The sequence below is a fragment of the Flagellimonas crocea genome (assembly GCF_033441595.1).
Lineage (GTDB): Bacteria > Bacteroidota > Bacteroidia > Flavobacteriales > Flavobacteriaceae > Flagellimonas > Flagellimonas crocea.
The window spans coordinates 462297-480608 of sequence record NZ_JAUZVX010000001.1 but is presented as its reverse complement, the minus strand read 5'-3'; the positions used below and the strand labels follow the sequence as shown (position 1 = coordinate 480608).

The 18312-nt window shown below is 41.8% G+C and carries 18 protein-coding genes; 10 read left to right on the top strand and 8 right to left on the bottom strand.

Annotated features, from left to right (window positions below; genetic code table 11):
• The first annotated feature begins 39 nt into the window (after positions 1–39).
• From SD449_RS02275 to SD449_RS02250, 6 genes are all read left to right on the top strand, one after another.
• Positions 40–927, top strand: coding sequence for a carbon-nitrogen hydrolase (locus SD449_RS02275; RefSeq protein ID WP_318308445.1), 888 nt, complete (start codon positions 40–42; stop codon positions 925–927).
• A 1-nt stretch (position 928) separates the two neighbouring features.
• Positions 929–1972 carry an agmatine deiminase family protein gene (locus tag SD449_RS02270; protein WP_318308443.1) on the top strand — a complete coding sequence of 348 codons (1044 nt, stop codon included), beginning with the start codon at positions 929–931 and terminating at the stop codon, positions 1970–1972.
• Between the two features lie 77 nt (positions 1973–2049).
• Entirely contained in the window at positions 2050–3732 is a 1683-nt protein-coding gene (locus tag SD449_RS02265; protein WP_318308442.1) for an N-acyl-D-amino-acid deacylase family protein, read from the top strand.
• Positions 3733–3756: 24 nt separating this feature from the next.
• Complete coding sequence (locus SD449_RS02260) at positions 3757–5073, top strand: serine hydrolase domain-containing protein (protein WP_318308441.1); 1317 nt, start codon at positions 3757–3759, stop codon at positions 5071–5073.
• Between the two features lie 5 nt (positions 5074–5078).
• A complete protein-coding gene (locus SD449_RS02255; protein ID WP_318308439.1) occupies positions 5079–5666 on the top strand; it encodes a hypothetical protein in 588 nt (195 codons plus the stop codon).
• A gap of 5 nt (positions 5667–5671) precedes the next feature.
• A complete protein-coding gene (locus SD449_RS02250) occupies positions 5672–6169 on the top strand; it encodes a peptidase M16 family protein (protein ID WP_318308437.1) in 498 nt (165 codons plus the stop codon).
• Between the two features lie 87 nt (positions 6170–6256).
• Here the strand turns inward: SD449_RS02250 and SD449_RS02245 are convergent, their stop codons facing one another.
• Positions 6257–6877: an SDR family oxidoreductase gene (locus SD449_RS02245; RefSeq protein ID WP_318308435.1), complete on the bottom strand. Its 621-nt coding sequence runs from the start codon at positions 6875–6877 to the stop codon at positions 6257–6259.
• Positions 6878–7212: 335 nt separating this feature from the next.
• On the opposite strand from SD449_RS02245, the gene SD449_RS02240 reads away from it, so the two are divergent.
• Positions 7213–8370, top strand: coding sequence for a baeRF7 domain-containing protein (locus SD449_RS02240; RefSeq protein WP_318308433.1), 1158 nt, complete (start codon positions 7213–7215; stop codon positions 8368–8370).
• A gap of 47 nt (positions 8371–8417) precedes the next feature.
• Here SD449_RS02240 and SD449_RS02235 read toward each other — a convergent pair whose 3' ends face one another.
• Positions 8418–9653, bottom strand: coding sequence for a glycosyltransferase (locus SD449_RS02235; protein WP_318308432.1), 1236 nt, complete (start codon positions 9651–9653; stop codon positions 8418–8420).
• A 95-nt stretch (positions 9654–9748) separates the two neighbouring features.
• Positions 9749–11260 (bottom strand): DEAD/DEAH box helicase, encoded by a 1512-nt coding sequence (locus SD449_RS02230; RefSeq protein WP_318308430.1) that lies wholly within the window; start codon positions 11258–11260, stop codon positions 9749–9751.
• A gap of 243 nt (positions 11261–11503) precedes the next feature.
• Here SD449_RS02230 and SD449_RS02225 point away from each other — a divergent pair, with 243 nt between their 5' ends.
• Complete coding sequence (locus SD449_RS02225; RefSeq protein WP_100818963.1) at positions 11504–12367, top strand: sigma-70 family RNA polymerase sigma factor; 864 nt, start codon at positions 11504–11506, stop codon at positions 12365–12367.
• Positions 12368–12789: 422 nt separating this feature from the next.
• Here the strand turns inward: SD449_RS02225 and SD449_RS02220 are convergent, their stop codons facing one another.
• Positions 12790–13143 (bottom strand): hypothetical protein, encoded by a 354-nt coding sequence (locus SD449_RS02220; protein ID WP_318308429.1) that lies wholly within the window; start codon positions 13141–13143, stop codon positions 12790–12792.
• A gap of 12 nt (positions 13144–13155) precedes the next feature.
• Positions 13156–13968, bottom strand: coding sequence for an Hpt domain-containing protein (locus tag SD449_RS02215; protein ID WP_318308427.1), 813 nt, complete (start codon positions 13966–13968; stop codon positions 13156–13158).
• 100 nt (positions 13969–14068) lie between these two features.
• On the opposite strand from SD449_RS02215, the gene SD449_RS02210 reads away from it, so the two are divergent.
• A complete protein-coding gene (locus tag SD449_RS02210; protein WP_318308425.1) occupies positions 14069–15352 on the top strand; it encodes a dipeptidase in 1284 nt (427 codons plus the stop codon).
• Here SD449_RS02210 and SD449_RS02205 read toward each other — a convergent pair.
• Both SD449_RS02205 and SD449_RS02200 read right to left on the bottom strand, forming a co-directional pair.
• Complete coding sequence (locus tag SD449_RS02205) at positions 15349–15759, bottom strand: acyl-CoA thioesterase (protein ID WP_318308423.1); 411 nt, start codon at positions 15757–15759, stop codon at positions 15349–15351. The two genes, SD449_RS02210 and SD449_RS02205, sit on opposite strands and share 4 nt — an antisense overlap.
• Before the next feature lie 170 nt (positions 15760–15929).
• Positions 15930–16829 (bottom strand): DUF72 domain-containing protein, encoded by a 900-nt coding sequence (locus SD449_RS02200; RefSeq protein WP_318308422.1) that lies wholly within the window; start codon positions 16827–16829, stop codon positions 15930–15932.
• Positions 16830–17143: 314 nt separating this feature from the next.
• On the opposite strand from SD449_RS02200, the gene SD449_RS02195 reads away from it, so the two are divergent.
• A complete protein-coding gene (locus tag SD449_RS02195; protein WP_318308421.1) occupies positions 17144–17557 on the top strand; it encodes a glyoxalase in 414 nt (137 codons plus the stop codon).
• Here SD449_RS02195 and SD449_RS02190 read toward each other — a convergent pair.
• On the bottom strand, positions 17543–18226 hold the full coding sequence (locus SD449_RS02190; protein WP_318308419.1) for a DUF2461 domain-containing protein: 684 nt from the start codon (positions 18224–18226) through the stop codon (positions 17543–17545). The genes SD449_RS02195 and SD449_RS02190 overlap by 15 nt on opposite strands.
• Positions 18227–18312 lie beyond the last annotated feature (86 nt).

The following is an 18312-nucleotide window of genomic DNA, read 5'->3' as shown; positions in this document are numbered from 1 at the left end:
AAACTATCTTTATTCCCTCGAAAAGTTTATTTTATATTCATGAGTAAAAACAGATACCAAATAGCCGTAATTCAATTAAACTTAAATAATACCCCAGAGAACAATCTGAAAAAATGTACAGAGTGGGTAAAAAAAGCTGCCTCTCAGGGCGCCGAGGTCATCTTGTTGCCCGAACTGTACAGCAGTCACTATTTCTGTCAAAGCGAGGACACGGATAATTTCGCCCTTGCAGAACCTTTGTACGGTACTTCTTTTAAAGCTTTTAGTGCATTGGCCAAAGAATTGGGCGTAGTGATCATTGTCCCATTTTTTGAGAAACGAATGGCAGGGGTGTATCACAATAGTGCCTATATCATCGATGCCGATGGTTCCGAAGCGGGACTGTACCGAAAAATGCATATTCCGGACGACCCCCATTTCTATGAAAAATTCTACTTTACCCCAGGTGATCTTGGCTTCAAGACCATAACCACCCAAAAAGGAAACATAGGAACATTGATCTGTTGGGACCAGTGGTATCCGGAAGCGGCCCGTTTAACGGCCCTGCAAGGTGCTGAGGTGTTGTTCTACCCTACCGCCATTGGCTGGCATCCCCAGGAAAAAGAAGAATTTGGAGAGAAACAACATGGCGCTTGGATGAATGTGATGAAGGGGCATGCAGTGGCCAATGGAGTATATGTGGCCGCCGCGAACCGCATCGGTTTGGAAAAATACTTGCCCGGTACGGATGGAATCGAGTTTTGGGGCTCATCCTTTATATGCGGACCGCAAGGAGAAATATTGGCCCAGGCTTCCAATGACCAAGAGGAAATTCTAATGGCCGAAGTGGACTTGGACCTCCAAGAGAATGTTAGACAAAATTGGCCCTTTCTGCGGGACAGGCGTATAGATATGTACGGGGCCATCACCAAACGCGCCATAGATTAAGATGAAGAAAGAAAAATGGATTTTTCCGGCAGAGTGGGAAAAACAAGAAGGCGTCCTGCTCTGCTTTCCGCACAATGGAAAAGACTGGCCGGGAAAGTATGGAGCCATTCAATGGGCTTTTATTGAGTTTATTAAGAAAATCGCTGAATTTGAAAGGGTGATGGTCGTGGTTTCCTCCGAAAAACTGAGGGACAAGGTACATGGTATGCTGAGCATGGCGCATGTAAAGACCAACAGGGTATCTTTTATTGTCCACAAAACCAATCGTAGCTGGATGCGGGATTCCGGTCCGATCATCGTAAAGAACGGTAAACAGCGCAAAGCGTTGAATTTTAATTTTAACGGCTGGGCCAAGTACCCCAATTATAAATTGGACCGACATGTTCCTTCCAAAGTAGCCGATTTTTTGAACATTCCCGTGGAAAAGGCCGTTTATAAAGGCAAACCCATTGTTTTGGAAGGAGGCGCCATCGATGTAAATGGAAAAGGTACGCTGATTACGACCGAAGAGTGTTTATTGGACCCTAAAATCCAAGTAAGGAACCAAAGATTTACAAAAGAGGACTACGAAAAAATTTTTAAGGAATATCTGGGCGTTACCAATACCATTTGGTTGGGGGAAGGAATCAAAGGGGACGATACCCACGGACATGTGGATGATTTGGCCCGTTTTGTAAGCCCCAACACCATCGTAACTGTCATAGAGGAGAATCCTTCGGAAATCAATCACAAGGCGTTGCGGGAAAACTTTCAGCGATTGGAAGAGTCCGTTCTGGAAAATGGCGAAAGGCCAACGGTGATTCCGTTGCCCATGCCAAAACGTATCGATTTTGATGGTTTGACCTTACCCGCCAGTTATGCCAACTTTCTCATATTGAACCATGCGGTGCTTGTGCCAACTTTTAATGATAGTAGGGATAGTGAAGCTCTTAACTTGCTTACGAACATTTTCCCTGACAGGGAAGTCATAGGAATAAGTGCCATCGATTTGATATGGGGATTTGGAACGCTACATTGTTTAAGTCAGCAAATACCTAGTAGTTAGAAAGTTATTTGTATTGGGCATCAGATTGCGTTCAAAAAAGATTAATTTGGTCATTACACCAACTAATTGAACGGAATATGAGATTTAACCACTATTTGCAAGCCTTTTCCATTTTTATCATTCTGACGAGCTGTTCACAGCCCCAACAATTTGACGTCCTCATAAAAAACGGACAGATTGTGGATGGTTCGGGAAAACCTTCCTATATCGGTGATTTGGGCATCAATGCCGACACCATTGCCGCCGTAGGTGATTTGGAAAATGCCACAGGAACTCAAGAAATTGATGCCTCAGGCCTTGTTGTGGCCCCAGGATTTATCAACATGCTCAGTTGGGCCACAGAATCATTGATTGAGGACGGAAGGTCCATGGCCGATATCAAACAAGGTGTCACTTTGGAGGTGTTTGGAGAAGGCTGGTCCATGGGGCCGCTCAACGAATCCATGAAAAAAGAAGAGCAGGAAAGTCAGGGTGATATCAAATATGAAATTGAATGGAATACGTTGAACGAATATTTGGAATATCTTACCAAAAAGGGCATTTCTTCCAACGTAGCTTCATTTGTGGGTGCGACCACATTACGAATCAATACCGTAGGTTTTGAAGACCGAGCCCCTACCCCACAGGAATTGGATTCCATGAAATTGATGGTAAAACAGGCCATGGAAGAAGGCGCTCTTGGCGTTGGTTCCTCATTGATCTACGCACCTGCATTTTACTCCACTACCGAAGAATTGATTGAACTCTGCAAAGTGGCCGCCGAGTACGACGGGATGTACATCAGTCATATGCGTAGCGAGGGTTCACGACTTTTGGAAAGTCTGGATGAATTGATTCGAATAGCTGATGAAGCTGGTATCCGTGCCGAAATCTATCATTTAAAACAAAGTGGAAAAGATAACTGGCACAAGTTTGATGAGGTTGTGGCCAAAGTGGACTCGGCCAATGCGGCAGGACTGCACATCACTGCCGATATGTACAATTATGTGGCAGGAGCCACAGGATTGGATGCTTCCATGCCCCCATGGGTACAGGAAGGCGGCTATGACAAGTGGGCGGAGCGTTTGCAAGACCCGGAAATACGTAAAAAAGTAAAAGAAGAAATGACCACCCCGACCGACGAATGGGAAAGTTTGATGCAAGCCGCAGGTGACCCCAGTAAAATCCTACTGGTTGGCTTTAAGGCTGATTCGTTGAAATATTTGACAGGAAAAACATTAAAAGAAGTGGCCGAAATGCGCGGTACTTCCCCTGAAGAAACGGCAATGGATTTGGTGGTACAGGATGGTAGCCGTGTGGGCACCATTTATTTTTTGATGTCCGAGGAAAACGTAAGAAAACAAATTGCCCTGCCGTGGATGAGTTTTGGTTCCGATGCAGGTTCCCCTGCCACAGAAGGCGTTTTTCTTAAATCGAGCACACACCCAAGGACATACGGTAACGTAGCACGGTTATTGGGGAAATATGTCAGGGATGAGCAAATTATTTCGTTGGAGGAGGCAGTGCACAAATTAACGCTGTTGCCTGCCACCAATCTCAAAATAAACAAACGGGGAAGTCTTTCCAACGGTAATTATGCCGATGTTGTCTTGTTTGATCCTAAAACCATTATGGACAAAGCTACTTTTGAAGAACCCCATCAATATTCAGAAGGCGTACAGCACGTTTTTGTGAACGGGACACAGGTCTTGAAGAATGGAGAGCACACAGGAAATATGCCCGGACGCGTAGTGCATGGTCCCGGGCACCTGAAAAATTGAACATTAACCATTTATATATAAATTATGAAATCTTGGATTTTACCTACTATTTTACTGATTGGCAGCTTTTTTTGCAATGCGCAAAGTTTTAATTATGAAAAACTAGACAAATACTTTGACCTTTTGGAGGCCAACGATAAATTCATGGGCAGTGTGGCCGTCTCCAAAGGTGGTGAGCTCATTTATACACGCTCTGTAGGGTACTGTAATCTAGCCGAAGATGCAAAGGCAGATATTTCCTCCAAATACAGAATTGGTTCCATTTCCAAAACATTCACCACCGTTTTAGTTTTCAAGGCCATTGAAGCAGGAAAACTGTCACTTGATCAAACCTTGGACGATTTTTTTCCTGAAGTGCCCAATTCAGAAAAAATAACCATAAAACAACTCTTGGGTCATCGAAGCGGTATTCACAATATCACGGATGATGCCAAATACATGGAATATTATACCCAGCCACAGGCCCAAGAGCAACTTCTGGATATTATTGTTACCGCAGGAAGTGATTTTGAACCGGGCTCCAAGGCGCAATACAGTAATTCCAATTTTATTTTGTTGACCTTTATTTTGGAAAAAAGCATGTCAGACAGCTATCCCAATCTGCTCCGCTCGTTTATTACCGAACCTTTGGGCCTTTCCAACACCTATGTGGGAAGTAAAATTGGAACCAATTCAAATGAGTGCAAATCATATATAAATTTGGGAACATGGCAGGAACAACCGGAAACCGATCTGTCAATACCTTTGGGAGCTGGAGCGGTTGTTTCTACACCAGTGGATATTGTTAAGTTCAGCGATGCCCTTTTTGGCGGAAATCTATTAAAAACTGAATATGTGGAACTGATGAAAACCAAGCAAGACGCCTACGGTTTTGGGTTGTTCAGTTTTCCATATCGTGGTAGGACCAGTTATGGACATACCGGCGGTATTGATGGTTTTTCTTCTCTTTTTGGCCATTTTGATGATGGCAATATTTCCTTTGCGATGACCTCGAATGGCGCCAATATGAATACCAACGATATTGCCATAACCATCTTGAGCACCGTGTATAATGATCCTTTTGAAATGCCTGAATTCAATAACTACGAAGTTACCTTGGACCAGTTGGAGGCCTACGTTGGCACTTATGCATCACCCGGGTTTCCATTGGATTTGGATATAAAAATTGTGGATGGTGAACTTAAAGGTCAGGCCACAGGACAACCTGCTTTTCCTTTAGAGGCCATAGCCGAGCATCAATTTGAATTTAAACCTGCAAAAATTACGATTACCTTTAAACCTGAAGAGAACAGCATGCTTTTTGAACAAATGGGAGCTTCGTACCAATTGGTGAAAAAATAGGCACAATGAAATACAGTCTACATTTTTGGATGCTGTTTCTACCGCTGTTCTGCTGTTCCCAGACCAACGAATCCCAGTTTGTTCTTTTCGATGTGGAATTTACATACACCAAACAGGATGCGGATACGTCCACACCGAGCAAATCCCATTACTATGTCACAGGGGATATGTTAAATGCGGATCGTCCCAAAGATTGGACAGCTCCGGTTGATTATAGAAACGGAACGGTGCACATCCGGATTGAGGTGTTGGATAAACCTCCTGGCAGGGAACCGACCAAATGGACCCTCTGTTATATCCCTAACAAAGGACAGGGAAACGGATATGGTTGCACTTCTACCGATTTATTCTTGGAAGAGGGCATCTACGAAAAAGAAGTTTCCATGACCGAATTTTGGGAAAATGAATCGATTGTTTGGGAAGAAGGTATCAAACAAATGGATTTGGTTATCAAAGATGATAGCGGCGGCCAAGGCCATGCACATAAAAGGGCCGACCCCGAAAAGTTTTTCCCCACCAAAGTACGTATCACCATGGTTCAGGTTGCTAAAGGGGCCACATATGACCCAGAGCTGACCATACATAATGATTGAATTCGATGAAAAATTTTCAAGAAAAAAAAACAAAGCTGTTACAGGCTTTGCAAAAAGAAATCGATCAACCTCAAAAAAATAAAATATTGGAACAGGTGTTGGATAAAGTGAAGTCCATGCAACACCATGCCGATTTTGATAGGAGCCTTATTAATTTAATGGGCGAAGCATCAATTCTCTCCCCTCATCTAAAGGCAGAAATCCTTGATTTTGATCGCTACTTTCGGGACAAGACCCGTTGGATATGTTCGGATAGTTTGCGAGATGTGGCCACCTATCTGATAGATCAAAATGTTACTGTCTCTTTTTATGGCCGCTCTTGGAGCAACCAAACCGCTGATTGGATGTATTTTGATACGGTTCTGGACCTGGATGGACTGAGAACGCAGTTCAAAATGGGAGACAATATCCAGATCCACGAGAACTTGGACCCCCGTTCGGGAACCGAACGGGGTTTCATCGATATAAAAACTGGTGAAGGTGTTATGGGAAGATTGTCTTAGCTCTTGGTATTCTTCTCCTCCAAACACTTGGTCATGGTACTTGGCAGTCTATTTGCATACCTCCCACTTCTATTTGGGAAATAATGATTAGAATTCCTGCACAGCTTCTTCTATTTTGGTTTCGCCAGTTAAAATTTCGAACGCTTGATTTTTGGCAACACCATCTTCAAGGCTTTTGACCAAAGTTCTGGCAACATCCCATCTTGGAATTTCCCCTCGTTCGTTCAATTTTTTAGAAAGCTTTATTTTGCCTATCCCCTCCTTATTGTTCAGAGATCCAGGTCTAACAATGGTAAACGTCAAACCACTGATATCGAGATATTGGTCTGCATTCTGTTTGGCTTGTAGGTATTCCTTGAGTTCGCCTCGGGGATTGTCCGTTCCCATGGAACTGAGCATCACAAATTTACCAACGCGCTCTTTCTTTGCAGCATCAATAAGTTTTTTGGCACCTTCTTGGTCAACATTGACCACGTCCTTACCGCCAGAACCTGCCGCAAAAATTACTTTATCCATTCCTTTTGTGGTGTGGGATACATCTTTTGTTAAGTCTCCCATGATGGTTTCAATACCCTGGGATTCAAATTGGGCTTTCTGTGTTTCAGTGCGTACCATGGCCACGGGATTATAATCTTCCGAGTCATGTATCAATTTTATAACCTTTTCTCCTGTAGTGCCTGTAGCACCTGCAACTAATATTTTTTCCATGTAAAGAAGGTACGACTATTTGGGCGGCATCCCAATCGGTCAATGTATTTTACCACGGGTCCCAAACCGATTCAGTACCAGAAAGGTGCAGTTCAATGTATTTTGAATATTTCTTAAAAACGATGATGCCCAAATTACAGAAGAATAATTTGTTTAAAGCTGAACTTTCTCTTAACAGGTTATCTAAAAATAAGCAGAAATAAATTAGGCTCAGTAGATAAATAGAGACGCACGTTACAATTCACCCATCAGGATAAGATTACATTTTAGATTGTTCCATATGGCTAATTGAAAAATAAACCTTAACTTATAAATACCCAAAAACAAATCATCACATGGAATTTATAAAAAAGAGTCAATTGAATAACTTACTAACTCACAGGTCAGAACCTTGTATTACCATTTTTATGCACACCAATATCGCGGGAAAAGAAGTGTTGGAAAATCAGGATAAAACCAAATTGAAAAGTAAATGGGACCAATGCAGCCGAGAGTTGAAAAAGAAAGGCTTTACCTCAGAAAGCATAGAAAAAATCGGAAAACCCATTCAAGAGCTGTTGGAAGATGATAAGTTTTGGAAGTATCAGTCTCATGGACTGGCTCTTTTTGCGGCAGAGAATTTTTTTCAAAAATTTCGACTGCCAACTAAGTTCGAAGATTACACTCACATCTCCAATCACTTCTATGTTCGTCCCCTTGCCGATGCGCTTTCGGCCAATCATAAGTTTTATGTGTTGGCGCTTCAATTAGAAGAAGTGAAGCTCTATGAAGCTACTGAATTCAGTTTTTCCGAAGTAAATGTAAAAGACCATGTTCCAGGCAATATAAATGACGTGGTGGGCTATGATTATGAAGAAAAGCACCTCCAAGTAAGAAATCAGCAGCAAAATGATGCAGGTGGTAGCATGTTCCATGGACAAGGGGCTGGTAACCGTGAAGAAAAAGAAGAGATTTTCAGGTTTTTCAATGCAGTTGACAAAGGAATCGTAAAGGTATTGCAGGGTGAGAGCGTCCCTTTGGTTGTCTATTGTCAGGATTATTTGTTCCCGATCTACAATGAAGCAAATTCATACCAAAAACTATATGAAAAACCAATGAAAGGAAACCCTAACGATGTTGACATAAACGGTCTGCACGAAAAAGCTGTAGACTTGCTTGAAGACTACTTTGAATCAGACAAACGCAAAAAAATGGAACAGTATGAAGAAGCCAAGCCTGAGAAGAAAACCGATGTGGTTCACGACATCGTTCCTTTTGCTTTTGAAGGGAAAATTGACACCCTCTTTCTAGAGAATCGCGCTGAGCTTTGGGGGAATTTTAAGCAAAAAGAACAAAAGGTTGAAATACACAAAGAAAGAAACGATGAAAGTCTATCTTTAATGAATCTTGCGGCAATGCAGGTTCTAAAAAATGATGGTACGGTATATTTGATGAATTCTGCTTTTATGCCCAGTAAAGGGACCAAAATCAATGCGCTTTTAAGGTATAGTTAAAAATCCAAATGCCATTCACCACCGATTGGAGTAACTCAAAGGGAAAACTACCCCCTATTCTTCTCCTCAATCCATTTGGCCATATACTTGGTGCTCGCCATGGTCTGATGCTGCAACAATTTCCCGATAAAGTTTTGTTCCCTAAGGTCCTTCATGTTTTTTTCAATTTGGATCAGGTGTCGTTCGAATTGCCCTTGCAGGGTAGCTTTATCATAAAACGTACGGAGCACATCAGCTCCATAATTTTGTGCCGTTTTCCATAATTCCTGATCTTGGTGCAATGCAACAGCGGCTTTGGCAAAAGTTTCCCAATCGTTGGTAATGGTTCCGTTCCAAGGTAGGCCCCCATGCATGCCCTCTGCTCCAATGGTGGTGGTAACGCTTGGCGTTCCCGTTTTCATGGCATCCAGTAGTTTGCCCTTTATCCCGGCACCAAACTGTAAAGGGGCCAATAAGACTCGGGCATTTTGGAAAACGCTTTCTGCATCTTCCGTCCAACCTCGAATATAAAAACCCGCTTTGGGGTCGTGCATCTCGTTGATTTGCTGCGGCAGATAAGCTCCGTAGATCTGTAGTTCTGCATCGGGCAGTTGCTTTCGTATTCGGGGCCAAATTTCGTGCTTCAACACGTTGACGGAATCAACATTGGGAGCATGCTTACCATTGCCGATACTTACAAAGCCTGTTCTTGCTTCAAACGGTTTAAATTTCGCTTCGGATATCGCCGAAACATCAACCATCAAAGGCAAATGCATTAACAAATTGGATGGAACATGGAGCTCTTTTTGCAAAATTTCCTTTTCAAAATGGGAAATCATCAAACTTAAATCACAGCGATAGATGCTGGCCAGCTCCCGGAGGGTCATCGGATGGTTTTTCCAATCTTCTATCCTAAAGGGTTGATTTTTTTTATGCGCCTCTTCCCTAGCCTTGCGCAAAGCGTGCAAGTCTTCGGTATTCAATATTCGAATGGCTTGCGGAACGGACTCACTGACCCGCCAACCAAATTGCTCTTCTACCATAAAACGGTCAAACAGTACTACCTGGGGCGAGAGGTCCTTGACGAAATCATCAAAACTGGAATGGTTGAGTTTTATGGTGGCTTCCTGTATCCCCATTTGTTCCAGATCTAGACTGTATTCCGTTTTACTTGCCGTGGAGGCAAAAGTAATTCGATAACCAAAGGTCAAAAATGCTTCCAGCAATTGCTGCATACGACATCCCGCGGCCGTGGTAGTGGGTTCTGGCCAAACATAACCAATGACAAGTAATTTTTTTGACATGTGGATAAATGTACGAAGTTGGAATTGCTAAAATACTAGTTCAAAATCAAGCTCTAGTATCAAAATTTTAAATTGAACAATCCAATGCTCAAGTCTCACATTTTGGCCGCGAACATTTTGGAGATACTGGAACGTAGTTTTCGTTCATAATCTTCCTCCAACCACTCTTTATAATTCTTGGTGTTGTTCATAATGCAATACGAATATTGCTTTACACGATAGGATATTTCGTCCTTGAGTTCCTTTGCCAATATGCGCGCATCAAAAACATCTTCACTGTTTTCCACACAAATCTGGGCGTGCTGCTCGATGCTCTTTTCCAGAACGATCTTGGATTTTTTGCCTTGGGCGAATATCTTCTTGTACTCCTCTTTTACATCAAAGGTGATATTGTCCGATTTACTGAACTTCGCCTTTAGCTCATCCGGCATTTCGTAAACGAAATCTCGTTCTATTTCCTCATCATTTTTGATGTTTTCCAAATAAAAGTCAGGAAAGTGGAAGATTTCCTGCCAGTCTACCGGAGCGTCCCACGGTCCAAAACGGGCAATATTGTTCCCCATATCGATTACGTTGAACTCATCTTTGTCAGGAAGCACCCTAGATCCCCTACCTATCATCTGAAAGTACAGGGTAAGTGAACGTGTCGCCCTATTTAGGATGATACTCTGTACGGTAGGTTCATCAAAACCAGTGGTCAATATACTCACTGAAGTAAGAATGGCATCCGGGGTCTCGGCAAACCATTCCAGGATTTCCTTACGTTCCGTGGCCGTGTTCTTGTTGTCCAGGTGCTTAATATTGTAGCCTGCCTTTTTAAAGGTTTCATAAACGTACAGTGACGTATTGATACCATTGTTAAAGATCAAGGTCTTTGTACCTTTTGCAATTTCCTCGTAAGCGGTGAGCAATTTACCGAGCATGCTGTGGGCACTGTAGAATTCATCCGAAGATTTTACGGTATAATCACCGTTAATTCCAAGCTTCAAGGTGCGAAGGCTCACATCATAGTTGTACAAATTGGCCTTTGCCAAAAATTGTTTGTCGATCAAGGATTTTATGGATTCCCCAATGATCAAATGTTTATAATGATCCTTCATGGGAAGTTTGATGTTGGAGCTCAAAGGTGTCGCCGTGACCCCCAAAATGGTAGAATCCTCGAAATATTTGAACAGTTTTCTAAAGGAATTGTAATGGGCCTCATCAATAATAACTAGGCCAATGTTGTTGATCTTGACTTTTTCCTCTTGCAGACGATTGTTCAGGGTCTCCACCATCGCCACAAAGCACATATAGTTGTCCTGGTCGTAGAGTTCCTTTACCTCGCTGTTGATGACCTTGTTGGCCACACCGAATCCTTTTAGCATTTTGGAAGTTTGCTTGCTGAGCTCTATCCGGTGGGTAAGCACCATTACTTTTTTCCCGGTCTGTTCAATAAATCGTCTTGTGATTTCGGAAAACACAACGGTTTTACCACCACCCGTGGGCAATTGGTACAATATATTTGTGCCCGGTGGTAGTTGATCCAACTGATCAAAGATCTTGTTCAGATCTTCTTTCTGGTACCCGTATAATGTTTTCTTCTTGACTTCTTTGTTTACTTCCAAAGGAAATTAGCGTTATGGATTCTTAATTAAAAAACCCTACAAAATTAGGGGTTTTTTATCCTTGTGGCCAATACCGGGAAGCTTTTCTATTAAAATTGTATCAACAATCGTTATTTGATACTTTTTTTATGATTTTACCTGAAACGCTTATAACATTTTGATAACAATAACATTTTGGACTTGGAAAATAGCTTATAAAAATGTATAATGTTAGCTTATAACACTTTCAAACCGTATAACAGCATGAGGCAGCTAAAAATCATTAAACAGGTTACGAACCGAGAATCCAAATCTCTTGACAAATACTTGCAGGACATCAGTAAGATCGATTTGATCACCGCGCAGGAAGAAGTTGAGCTAGCACAAAAGATAAGGGCCGGTGACCAAGCTGCTTTGGAAAAATTGACCAATGCAAACCTCAGGTTTGTGGTCTCGGTGGCCAAGCAATATCAAAACCAAGGTTTAAAATTGCCCGATTTGATCAACGAGGGCAATGTAGGATTGGTGAAAGCGGCCAAGCGTTTTGATGAGACCCGTGGATTTAAATTCATTTCCTATGCTGTGTGGTGGATTCGACAATCCATATTACAGGCCTTGGCAGAACAATCAAGAGTAGTTCGCTTGCCTTTGAACAAAATTGGCTCCATCAACAAGATAAAGAAAACATTCTCATACTTGGAACAGGCACACGAAAGGCCACCGTCTCCAGAGGAAATAGCAAAAGAACTGGACATGACGGTTTCCGAAGTAAAACAATCCTTGAAAAATACCGGTCGCCATGTGTCCATGGACGCTCCCTTAAAAGAAGGGGAAACGTCCAATTTGTATGATGTGCTGAATGCAGGGGATTCCCCAAAACCCGATAAAGGGTTGATGCACCAATCCTTGAACACAGAAATCAACAGGGCATTGGATACCTTGTCCCCAAGAGAAGCCGATGTGGTAAGACTGTACTATGGCATTGGGGACCAACCTTCCATGACCTTGGAGGAAATAGGTAGTACGTTCGACCTCACAAGAGAACGGGTACGCCAAATTAGGGAAAAGGCCATTAGAAAGTTAAGGCATACCTCTAAAAGTAAAATTTTGAAATCTTATTTGGGGTAAAGTCCCAATAATCGATAAATAGAAAAGGGGATGTTGTTGACAACATCCCCTTTTCCATGATAGACACTTAATAATCAGGGTTTGCTCAAAAGACTAATATCAAAGTCGGTGAGCATGTCTTTCAAATCTTGAATAAAATTCAAGTAGGCTGTGTTTTCTTTGTTATGGTTTTTCATGTGAACAAATTTTGGGGTGTTTGTCAACTAATCTATAGGTAATCAAGTTCGGCAAGTTCGTTTACGCTCAATATTTCATTGAGTTCTTGTAAAAATGCCAAGTATTCTTCTCCGTAGGTATCGTATAACATGCCAGTAATAGGTTTTTATTTGGGTCTTTATCTAAAAAACGTCATTTCTGCTCAAAGATTATTTCACTATCATAAAATGTGGTGAACATTCTATAAATGGTGGTGAAATTCTTTTTTATTTCATGTTCAATATGTCCAGTTCCACCTCAAAATCAAAATCCCTGTCCACTTTACTGGGACGGATATTGAATTCGTCATAAATGAAGCAAAGGTTCATGGGCAGCCTCCTTCTTTCGGCATCGGACAATACGCCCAATTTGGATTGTAGGGCGGCTTTTATTTCAAAGGCCTTGTTGCTTATCTTGGGGTTTTCATCGGACTCCAATTGCTTCAGAAAAGGAATTTCCTTCTTATCCCCCACTTCCAACATTTCGTCCATCAGCATCAAACGGCACTCAAGGTCCTTAGTGTGCTGAAAAAGAGGATAAAATATGCTTTGTAGGTATTCTGGGAGTTCTGAGTTTGCCATGGCCATTCTTTTTTACATTGTTCTGAACAATTCCATTTCAAAATCGATCTGTTCTTGAACACGGGGATATTCTTGGACGAACTGATCGTATAAAAAGGATAGGTATTTCACATCATGATCTGTTTTACAGAGACGGGCCATCTGTTGGGCAACTTCCAAAAGTCCGTTGGTATTCATCATTCGAAAGGACGGCATGATCTTCTGGCAAGCCTGTTCCAGTTCGTCGAAGTTATCGTTCATAAGGTGCACTTTGGCACTTCCTACAAACTCGAGGACATTTTGTTTGAACATGCGTATCAATTCCTCCAAAAGTTCCATTTGTCCCATACAATCTTCCAGCACGGGCTTTAGGTCAATATGTTGTGATGCGAATCCGGCCTGCAAGCTTTTCTCGATATATTCAAAATCAGTCGACATACTATTTAAGGTATTTTTATCTGAATTTTGAGGTTTTTCAAATGAAGGATACTTGGCTATTTTTTTTAGTTCTTCCACAATCTCGGTCTGTTTCCGTGAAAGTCCGGTATTTTCCAAGGATTGCAAGAGTGACAGGAATCGGCTGGTTTCCGTATCGTTCAGTGTTTGGTTTTCCAAGCTTTGGATACCCACTTTTTGGTAAATGGATTCCAATTGTTGCATTTCGGAAGCTCCAAAAACTTTGTTCTCCAATCCTACCTTAAAAACCTCGAAGGATTTTTTGAGTTCTCCGGCCTCCACTACTCCCAATTCTTCATAAGAAAATGAACTCAACCCTATTTCGAGCTTTTCCAGATACGTCAGTAATTCGCGTGTTCCCAATTTTTTGCAGTAATGGTTATTAATCATACTAAAAATGTCGATTAAACTGAGGGTTTACAATTAATTGTTTCGTAGCACTCGGATTTTGTTGTCAAATTGCTTTATTTGTATGTATAAAAAACCAACCATGAAATATTTTTACCTCATTTTTAGTATTGTCTTCTTAATCTCTTGCGCTGAGAAAAAAACTGAAAAAACCGAAACCTTGGAAGAAAAAGCACAACGGATACACGATTCCGTGATTACCATTGATACGCATGACGATATCAATGTCCAAAACTTTACGGACAGCATCAACTACACCCAAAACTTGGATACACAGGTAAACCTGCCAAAAATGAAGGAAGGCGGACTGGATGTAGCTTGGTTCATCGTTTACACCGGGCAGGATACGTTGACCACGGAGGGTTATGCCAAAGCTTCCGAAAACGCGATCTCCAAATTTGAGGCGATACATAAGCTTTGTGAAGAGATTGCCCCAGATCAGATTGAACTTGCGCTTACTTCTGAAGATGTTAGGCGAATCGTGGCCTCTGGAAAAAAAGTAGCGATGATCGGTGTGGAAAATGCCTACCCCATTGGTGAGGACCTCTCCAAAATTGAAGAATACCAAAAGCGTGGTGCCCGATATATGTCTTTGGCACACAATGGCCATAGCCAATTGAGCGATTCCAATACAGGTGAACAGGACAGTGTTTGGCTTCATAACGGATTGAGCGAACTTGGCAAAGAAGCGGTTGCAGAAATGAACCGTGTTGGAATGATGATCGATGTTTCCCATCCATCCAAAGAAGCGATGAAACAAATGATAGCCCTTACCAAAGCACCAATCATTGCATCGCATTCATCGGCCAGGGCACTGTGTGACCATAGCCGTAACCTGGATGACGAACAGTTGATGTTGATGAAGGAAAATGGCGGGGTGGTCCAAACAGTGGCCTTTAGTTCCTACCTGAACACAGAAAAACACGAGGCGCGTGCCACCTACATGACCGAAGTCTATAAAAAAGTGGCCGATTCCTTGGGGGTTGCTTGGTACGAGCGTTCCCAATTTGGTTCCCTAACGGATGAACAACGCGAAGAATTCTTTGCCAATTACCGTAAAGTAAGAAGCATTGGTGAGGAATTGGCGGAAACCGACCCCAATGTACCACCTGCGGTCAATGTATCGGATTTTGTGGACCATATCGACTATATGGTAAAATTGATAGGTATCGACCACGTGGGTATCAGCTCCGATTTTGATGGAGGTGGTGGTATTGAAGGTTGGTCGGATGCTTCCGAGACCTTTAATGTAACCTTAGAGCTGGTAAAAAGAGGCTATACCGAAGAAGAAATAGCAAAACTGTGGGGCGGAAACCTTTTAAGGGTTTTGGATGAAGTCCAGGCAGTCGCCAAATCCATGGATTAGGCGTTTTCCTCTTTTTCCTTTTTGGCCAATCGGTCCTTAACGTATTCAATTTTGGTTTTGCCGTGGGCCTTGGGATTACCGTTCTCATCAAGGTTTACCATAATAATATTATCTACCGTGACGATACTTTCGTGGGTCATCTTGTTTCTTACCTCACAGTTGAGGGAAATGGAGGTGACCCCGAACTTTATGACCTCGATACCAATTTCAATGATGTCGCCTTCATGCGCCGTGCTCATAAAATTGATCTCGGACATGTATTTGGTCACAATTTTCTTGTTCTCCAGTTGTATGATGGTATATAATACGGCTTCTTCGTCTATCCAGGCAAGTACCTTGCCCCCGAACAGCGTTCCATTGGCGTTCAAATCCTCAGGTTTTACCCACTTTCTTGTATGAAATCGCATAGTTGAAACTTTAATAATTCTTGTGCAAAGTTAGCCCAATCCTTTAAAGAATTTATTGATAAACCCTTTAATTTATGTGAATTATGAATTTGGAACAATTACTGGTCGGCAAATACCAAGTAGTTAATTTTGACCACCAAAGATTTTAAACTTGATCAATTTGTTCCGTTTTAATCGAACAAACCTTTTTGAGGAGGCAGCGTGGTCTTGGGAATGTGTAGATCAAAGCCCAATTTGTTGTTTAACTGCTCTATAAAATATGCGGACAATAACGGGGATTCCAATTCCAGGTTTTGGTGCACAAAAAAATGAATATGCTCCAATCCCAAATCCATCCACGAAGATAGGCGGTCGATCCAATCGTCCAACCTAGGATAATCGGATTGGTGATTGGCGCCTACATACCGAATAAAAGCCTCGTTGGTGGTCAATCGCATGTGCATAAGGTCCCTCCTGCCCGCAGTATCCACCAAAACGTTGGCAATATTGTTCTCTTCCAATAAGTGATAGAGTTCTTGGGCCGTTTTCTCATCGTTGAACCAATCCGTATGCCGAAACTCCATAGCCAAGGGAAATTCTTTCGGCCAGTATTCCACAAAGCGCACTACCCTATCCCAATTTTTGGGACCAAAATTGTTGTGCATCTGCAAAAAGATGGTCCCAAGCTTGTCGCCAAGCAAAGAGGTTACTTCCAAATACCTATCCGCGATTTCATAAACTTTGTCGTTCATGCGACGAAGATGGCTCACCTCATTGGTCATTTTTGGAAAAAACTTAAAACCTTCTGGTGTCTTGTCCCGCCACTTTTCATACTGTTCCGCCGGAAAGATTCGATAAAACGTAGCATTGAGCTCAATACAATTAAATTGGGACGAGTAGTATTCCAATTCATCTTTGGTACCCCTTGGATAAAAATTCTTCAGATCTTGCCGGTTCCATTTGGCGCAGCCCACATATATTTTGGTCTCAGCACCCGTTTTGGTTTTGGATAGCACCACGGGAGTATCGGGGTGGTCGGATGGAATGGTGAAATCAATATGTTCTGGGTGGTCTACTTTTCCGAATTTCATGTTGAATTCAATTTGAGATAAAAATAAGGCTTTTGGTCCGTAAAACGATTTAATACATTTTATCTGTTTTTTCGTTATGTTTAGTCATGAAACATTTTCCCAGACCTTCTAGATTACCTAAACTATTCAGATATTGGGTTCTGACCGAATTTTCAATCTGTTTGATATGCCCTATAGTGTATTGGGTATCCAAGTTGTTTTAAAGTTTTACCAAGCTTACAATAAATACAGTTGTTCATAACCTAGTTGACAACTATTCGATTTTCAAAATGTGAGCGATTCATCATTCTGTAATTTTATGAAAAACCACAACCATGGATTCTCACTCCGACCCCCGGCTGGATATTCGTCCTACCATTCCAGAGTCGCATTTCAATGATCAGATGGGTTTTGATGAGCATTTTCAGAACAAAACTTTGAGGCCTGTTATCAAACTTCAAAATTATTTGTTGGTGGAAGCTTTTAAGAATTATGCCAACAAGCATAAGGGAGCTTTTTACGAACTCTCCTTGGAAAGGAAAATGCAATATATCGAGCGTGCCATACAAAAGGACATCAAATTCAGAAACTCTTTAAAGGGAATGATCATCGGGCAGTTTACCGTGCAAGAGTACCGGGATTATATCACCAATTCCTCCGCATTGAACAAGCGGATGATGAACATGGTAACGGAACGCCTAAAAGATCAGATCCAACTTTTGGAGGAAGAGGCTCTATTCCAGAATTGATTCTCCGTTCAAGTTTGTAGTAAGGATATCGCTCATCAGGTCAAAATATGGCCGTATGGCCCTGTAGGACCTGTCCACTTCTTCCAAAAAAGAAGGTGACAAAACCTCTTTGTCCGTAAGGTTACGCACAAAAACAAACTGTTTTTTCTTTATCAAATCAATATCCGGGTGTTCTTTGTCGAATCCTTTTGGTGCGGTTTTGACTTCATCTCCGCTGAGTTCTCCCCAAATGGTTTTCAATTCTTTCTTATTGATGACATTCCGGAATTCGGAGGCATCCATTTCCAGTTCTTTTCGAATACGAAAAAGATCATTCTTGTTCGGGTTCCAAAATCCTGTGGCCAGCAATGACCCTCCAGGTTTTAAGTGAATATAATACCCTCCCCGTAAATGGGCGCCAAGTCTAGAAAAAGATCCTGCTAAATGGCTTTTATATGGAGTTTTATCATTGGAAAAACGAACATCTCGATAAATACGGAACATCTTCATCTTTTCAATCTCATCATGGTGGTTCAAGTTGTCCTTTACCACTTCAAAAAAGGACTTGACCTTGGCCTGGTGGTTCTTGAATGTGGGTTTATGGGCCTCGAACCACTCTCTGTTGTTGTTCTCTTGGAGTTCTGTCAAAAAATCAAAGACTTCTTTGGAGATTGTAATATTGCCAGCCATATATTCCTAAAATGTTATTTTTAAACTAAAGTTACTCTTTTATGGGTGGGTATGGTAAGGATTTCTCTAATTTTAAGACTATATAG

Excerpts from the sequence above, each read along its gene's own strand:
- SD449_RS02275 (WP_318308445.1), top strand. The coding sequence starts at position 40 with ATGAGTAAAAACAGATACCAAATAGCCGTAATTCAATTAAACTTAAAT.
- SD449_RS02270 (WP_318308443.1), top strand. The coding sequence starts at position 929 with ATGAAGAAAGAAAAATGGATTTTTCCGGCAGAGTGGGAAAAACAAGAA.
- SD449_RS02265 (WP_318308442.1), top strand. The coding sequence starts at position 2,050 with ATGAGATTTAACCACTATTTGCAAGCCTTTTCCATTTTTATCATTCTG.
- SD449_RS02260 (WP_318308441.1), top strand. The coding sequence starts at position 3,757 with ATGAAATCTTGGATTTTACCTACTATTTTACTGATTGGCAGCTTTTTT.
- SD449_RS02255 (WP_318308439.1), top strand. The coding sequence starts at position 5,079 with ATGAAATACAGTCTACATTTTTGGATGCTGTTTCTACCGCTGTTCTGC.
- SD449_RS02250 (WP_318308437.1), top strand. The coding sequence starts at position 5,672 with ATGAAAAATTTTCAAGAAAAAAAAACAAAGCTGTTACAGGCTTTGCAA.
- SD449_RS02245 (WP_318308435.1), bottom strand. The coding sequence starts at position 6,877 with ATGGAAAAAATATTAGTTGCAGGTGCTACAGGCACTACAGGAGAAAAG.
- SD449_RS02240 (WP_318308433.1), top strand. The coding sequence starts at position 7,213 with ATGGAATTTATAAAAAAGAGTCAATTGAATAACTTACTAACTCACAGG.
- SD449_RS02235 (WP_318308432.1), bottom strand. The coding sequence starts at position 9,653 with ATGTCAAAAAAATTACTTGTCATTGGTTATGTTTGGCCAGAACCCACT.
- SD449_RS02225 (WP_100818963.1), top strand. The coding sequence starts at position 11,504 with ATGAGGCAGCTAAAAATCATTAAACAGGTTACGAACCGAGAATCCAAA.
- SD449_RS02220 (WP_318308429.1), bottom strand. The coding sequence starts at position 13,143 with ATGGCAAACTCAGAACTCCCAGAATACCTACAAAGCATATTTTATCCT.
- SD449_RS02215 (WP_318308427.1), bottom strand. The coding sequence starts at position 13,968 with ATGATTAATAACCATTACTGCAAAAAATTGGGAACACGCGAATTACTG.
- SD449_RS02210 (WP_318308425.1), top strand. The coding sequence starts at position 14,069 with ATGAAATATTTTTACCTCATTTTTAGTATTGTCTTCTTAATCTCTTGC.
- SD449_RS02205 (WP_318308423.1), bottom strand. The coding sequence starts at position 15,759 with ATGCGATTTCATACAAGAAAGTGGGTAAAACCTGAGGATTTGAACGCC.
- SD449_RS02200 (WP_318308422.1), bottom strand. The coding sequence starts at position 16,829 with ATGAAATTCGGAAAAGTAGACCACCCAGAACATATTGATTTCACCATT.
- SD449_RS02195 (WP_318308421.1), top strand. The coding sequence starts at position 17,144 with ATGGATTCTCACTCCGACCCCCGGCTGGATATTCGTCCTACCATTCCA.
- SD449_RS02190 (WP_318308419.1), bottom strand. The coding sequence starts at position 18,226 with ATGGCTGGCAATATTACAATCTCCAAAGAAGTCTTTGATTTTTTGACA.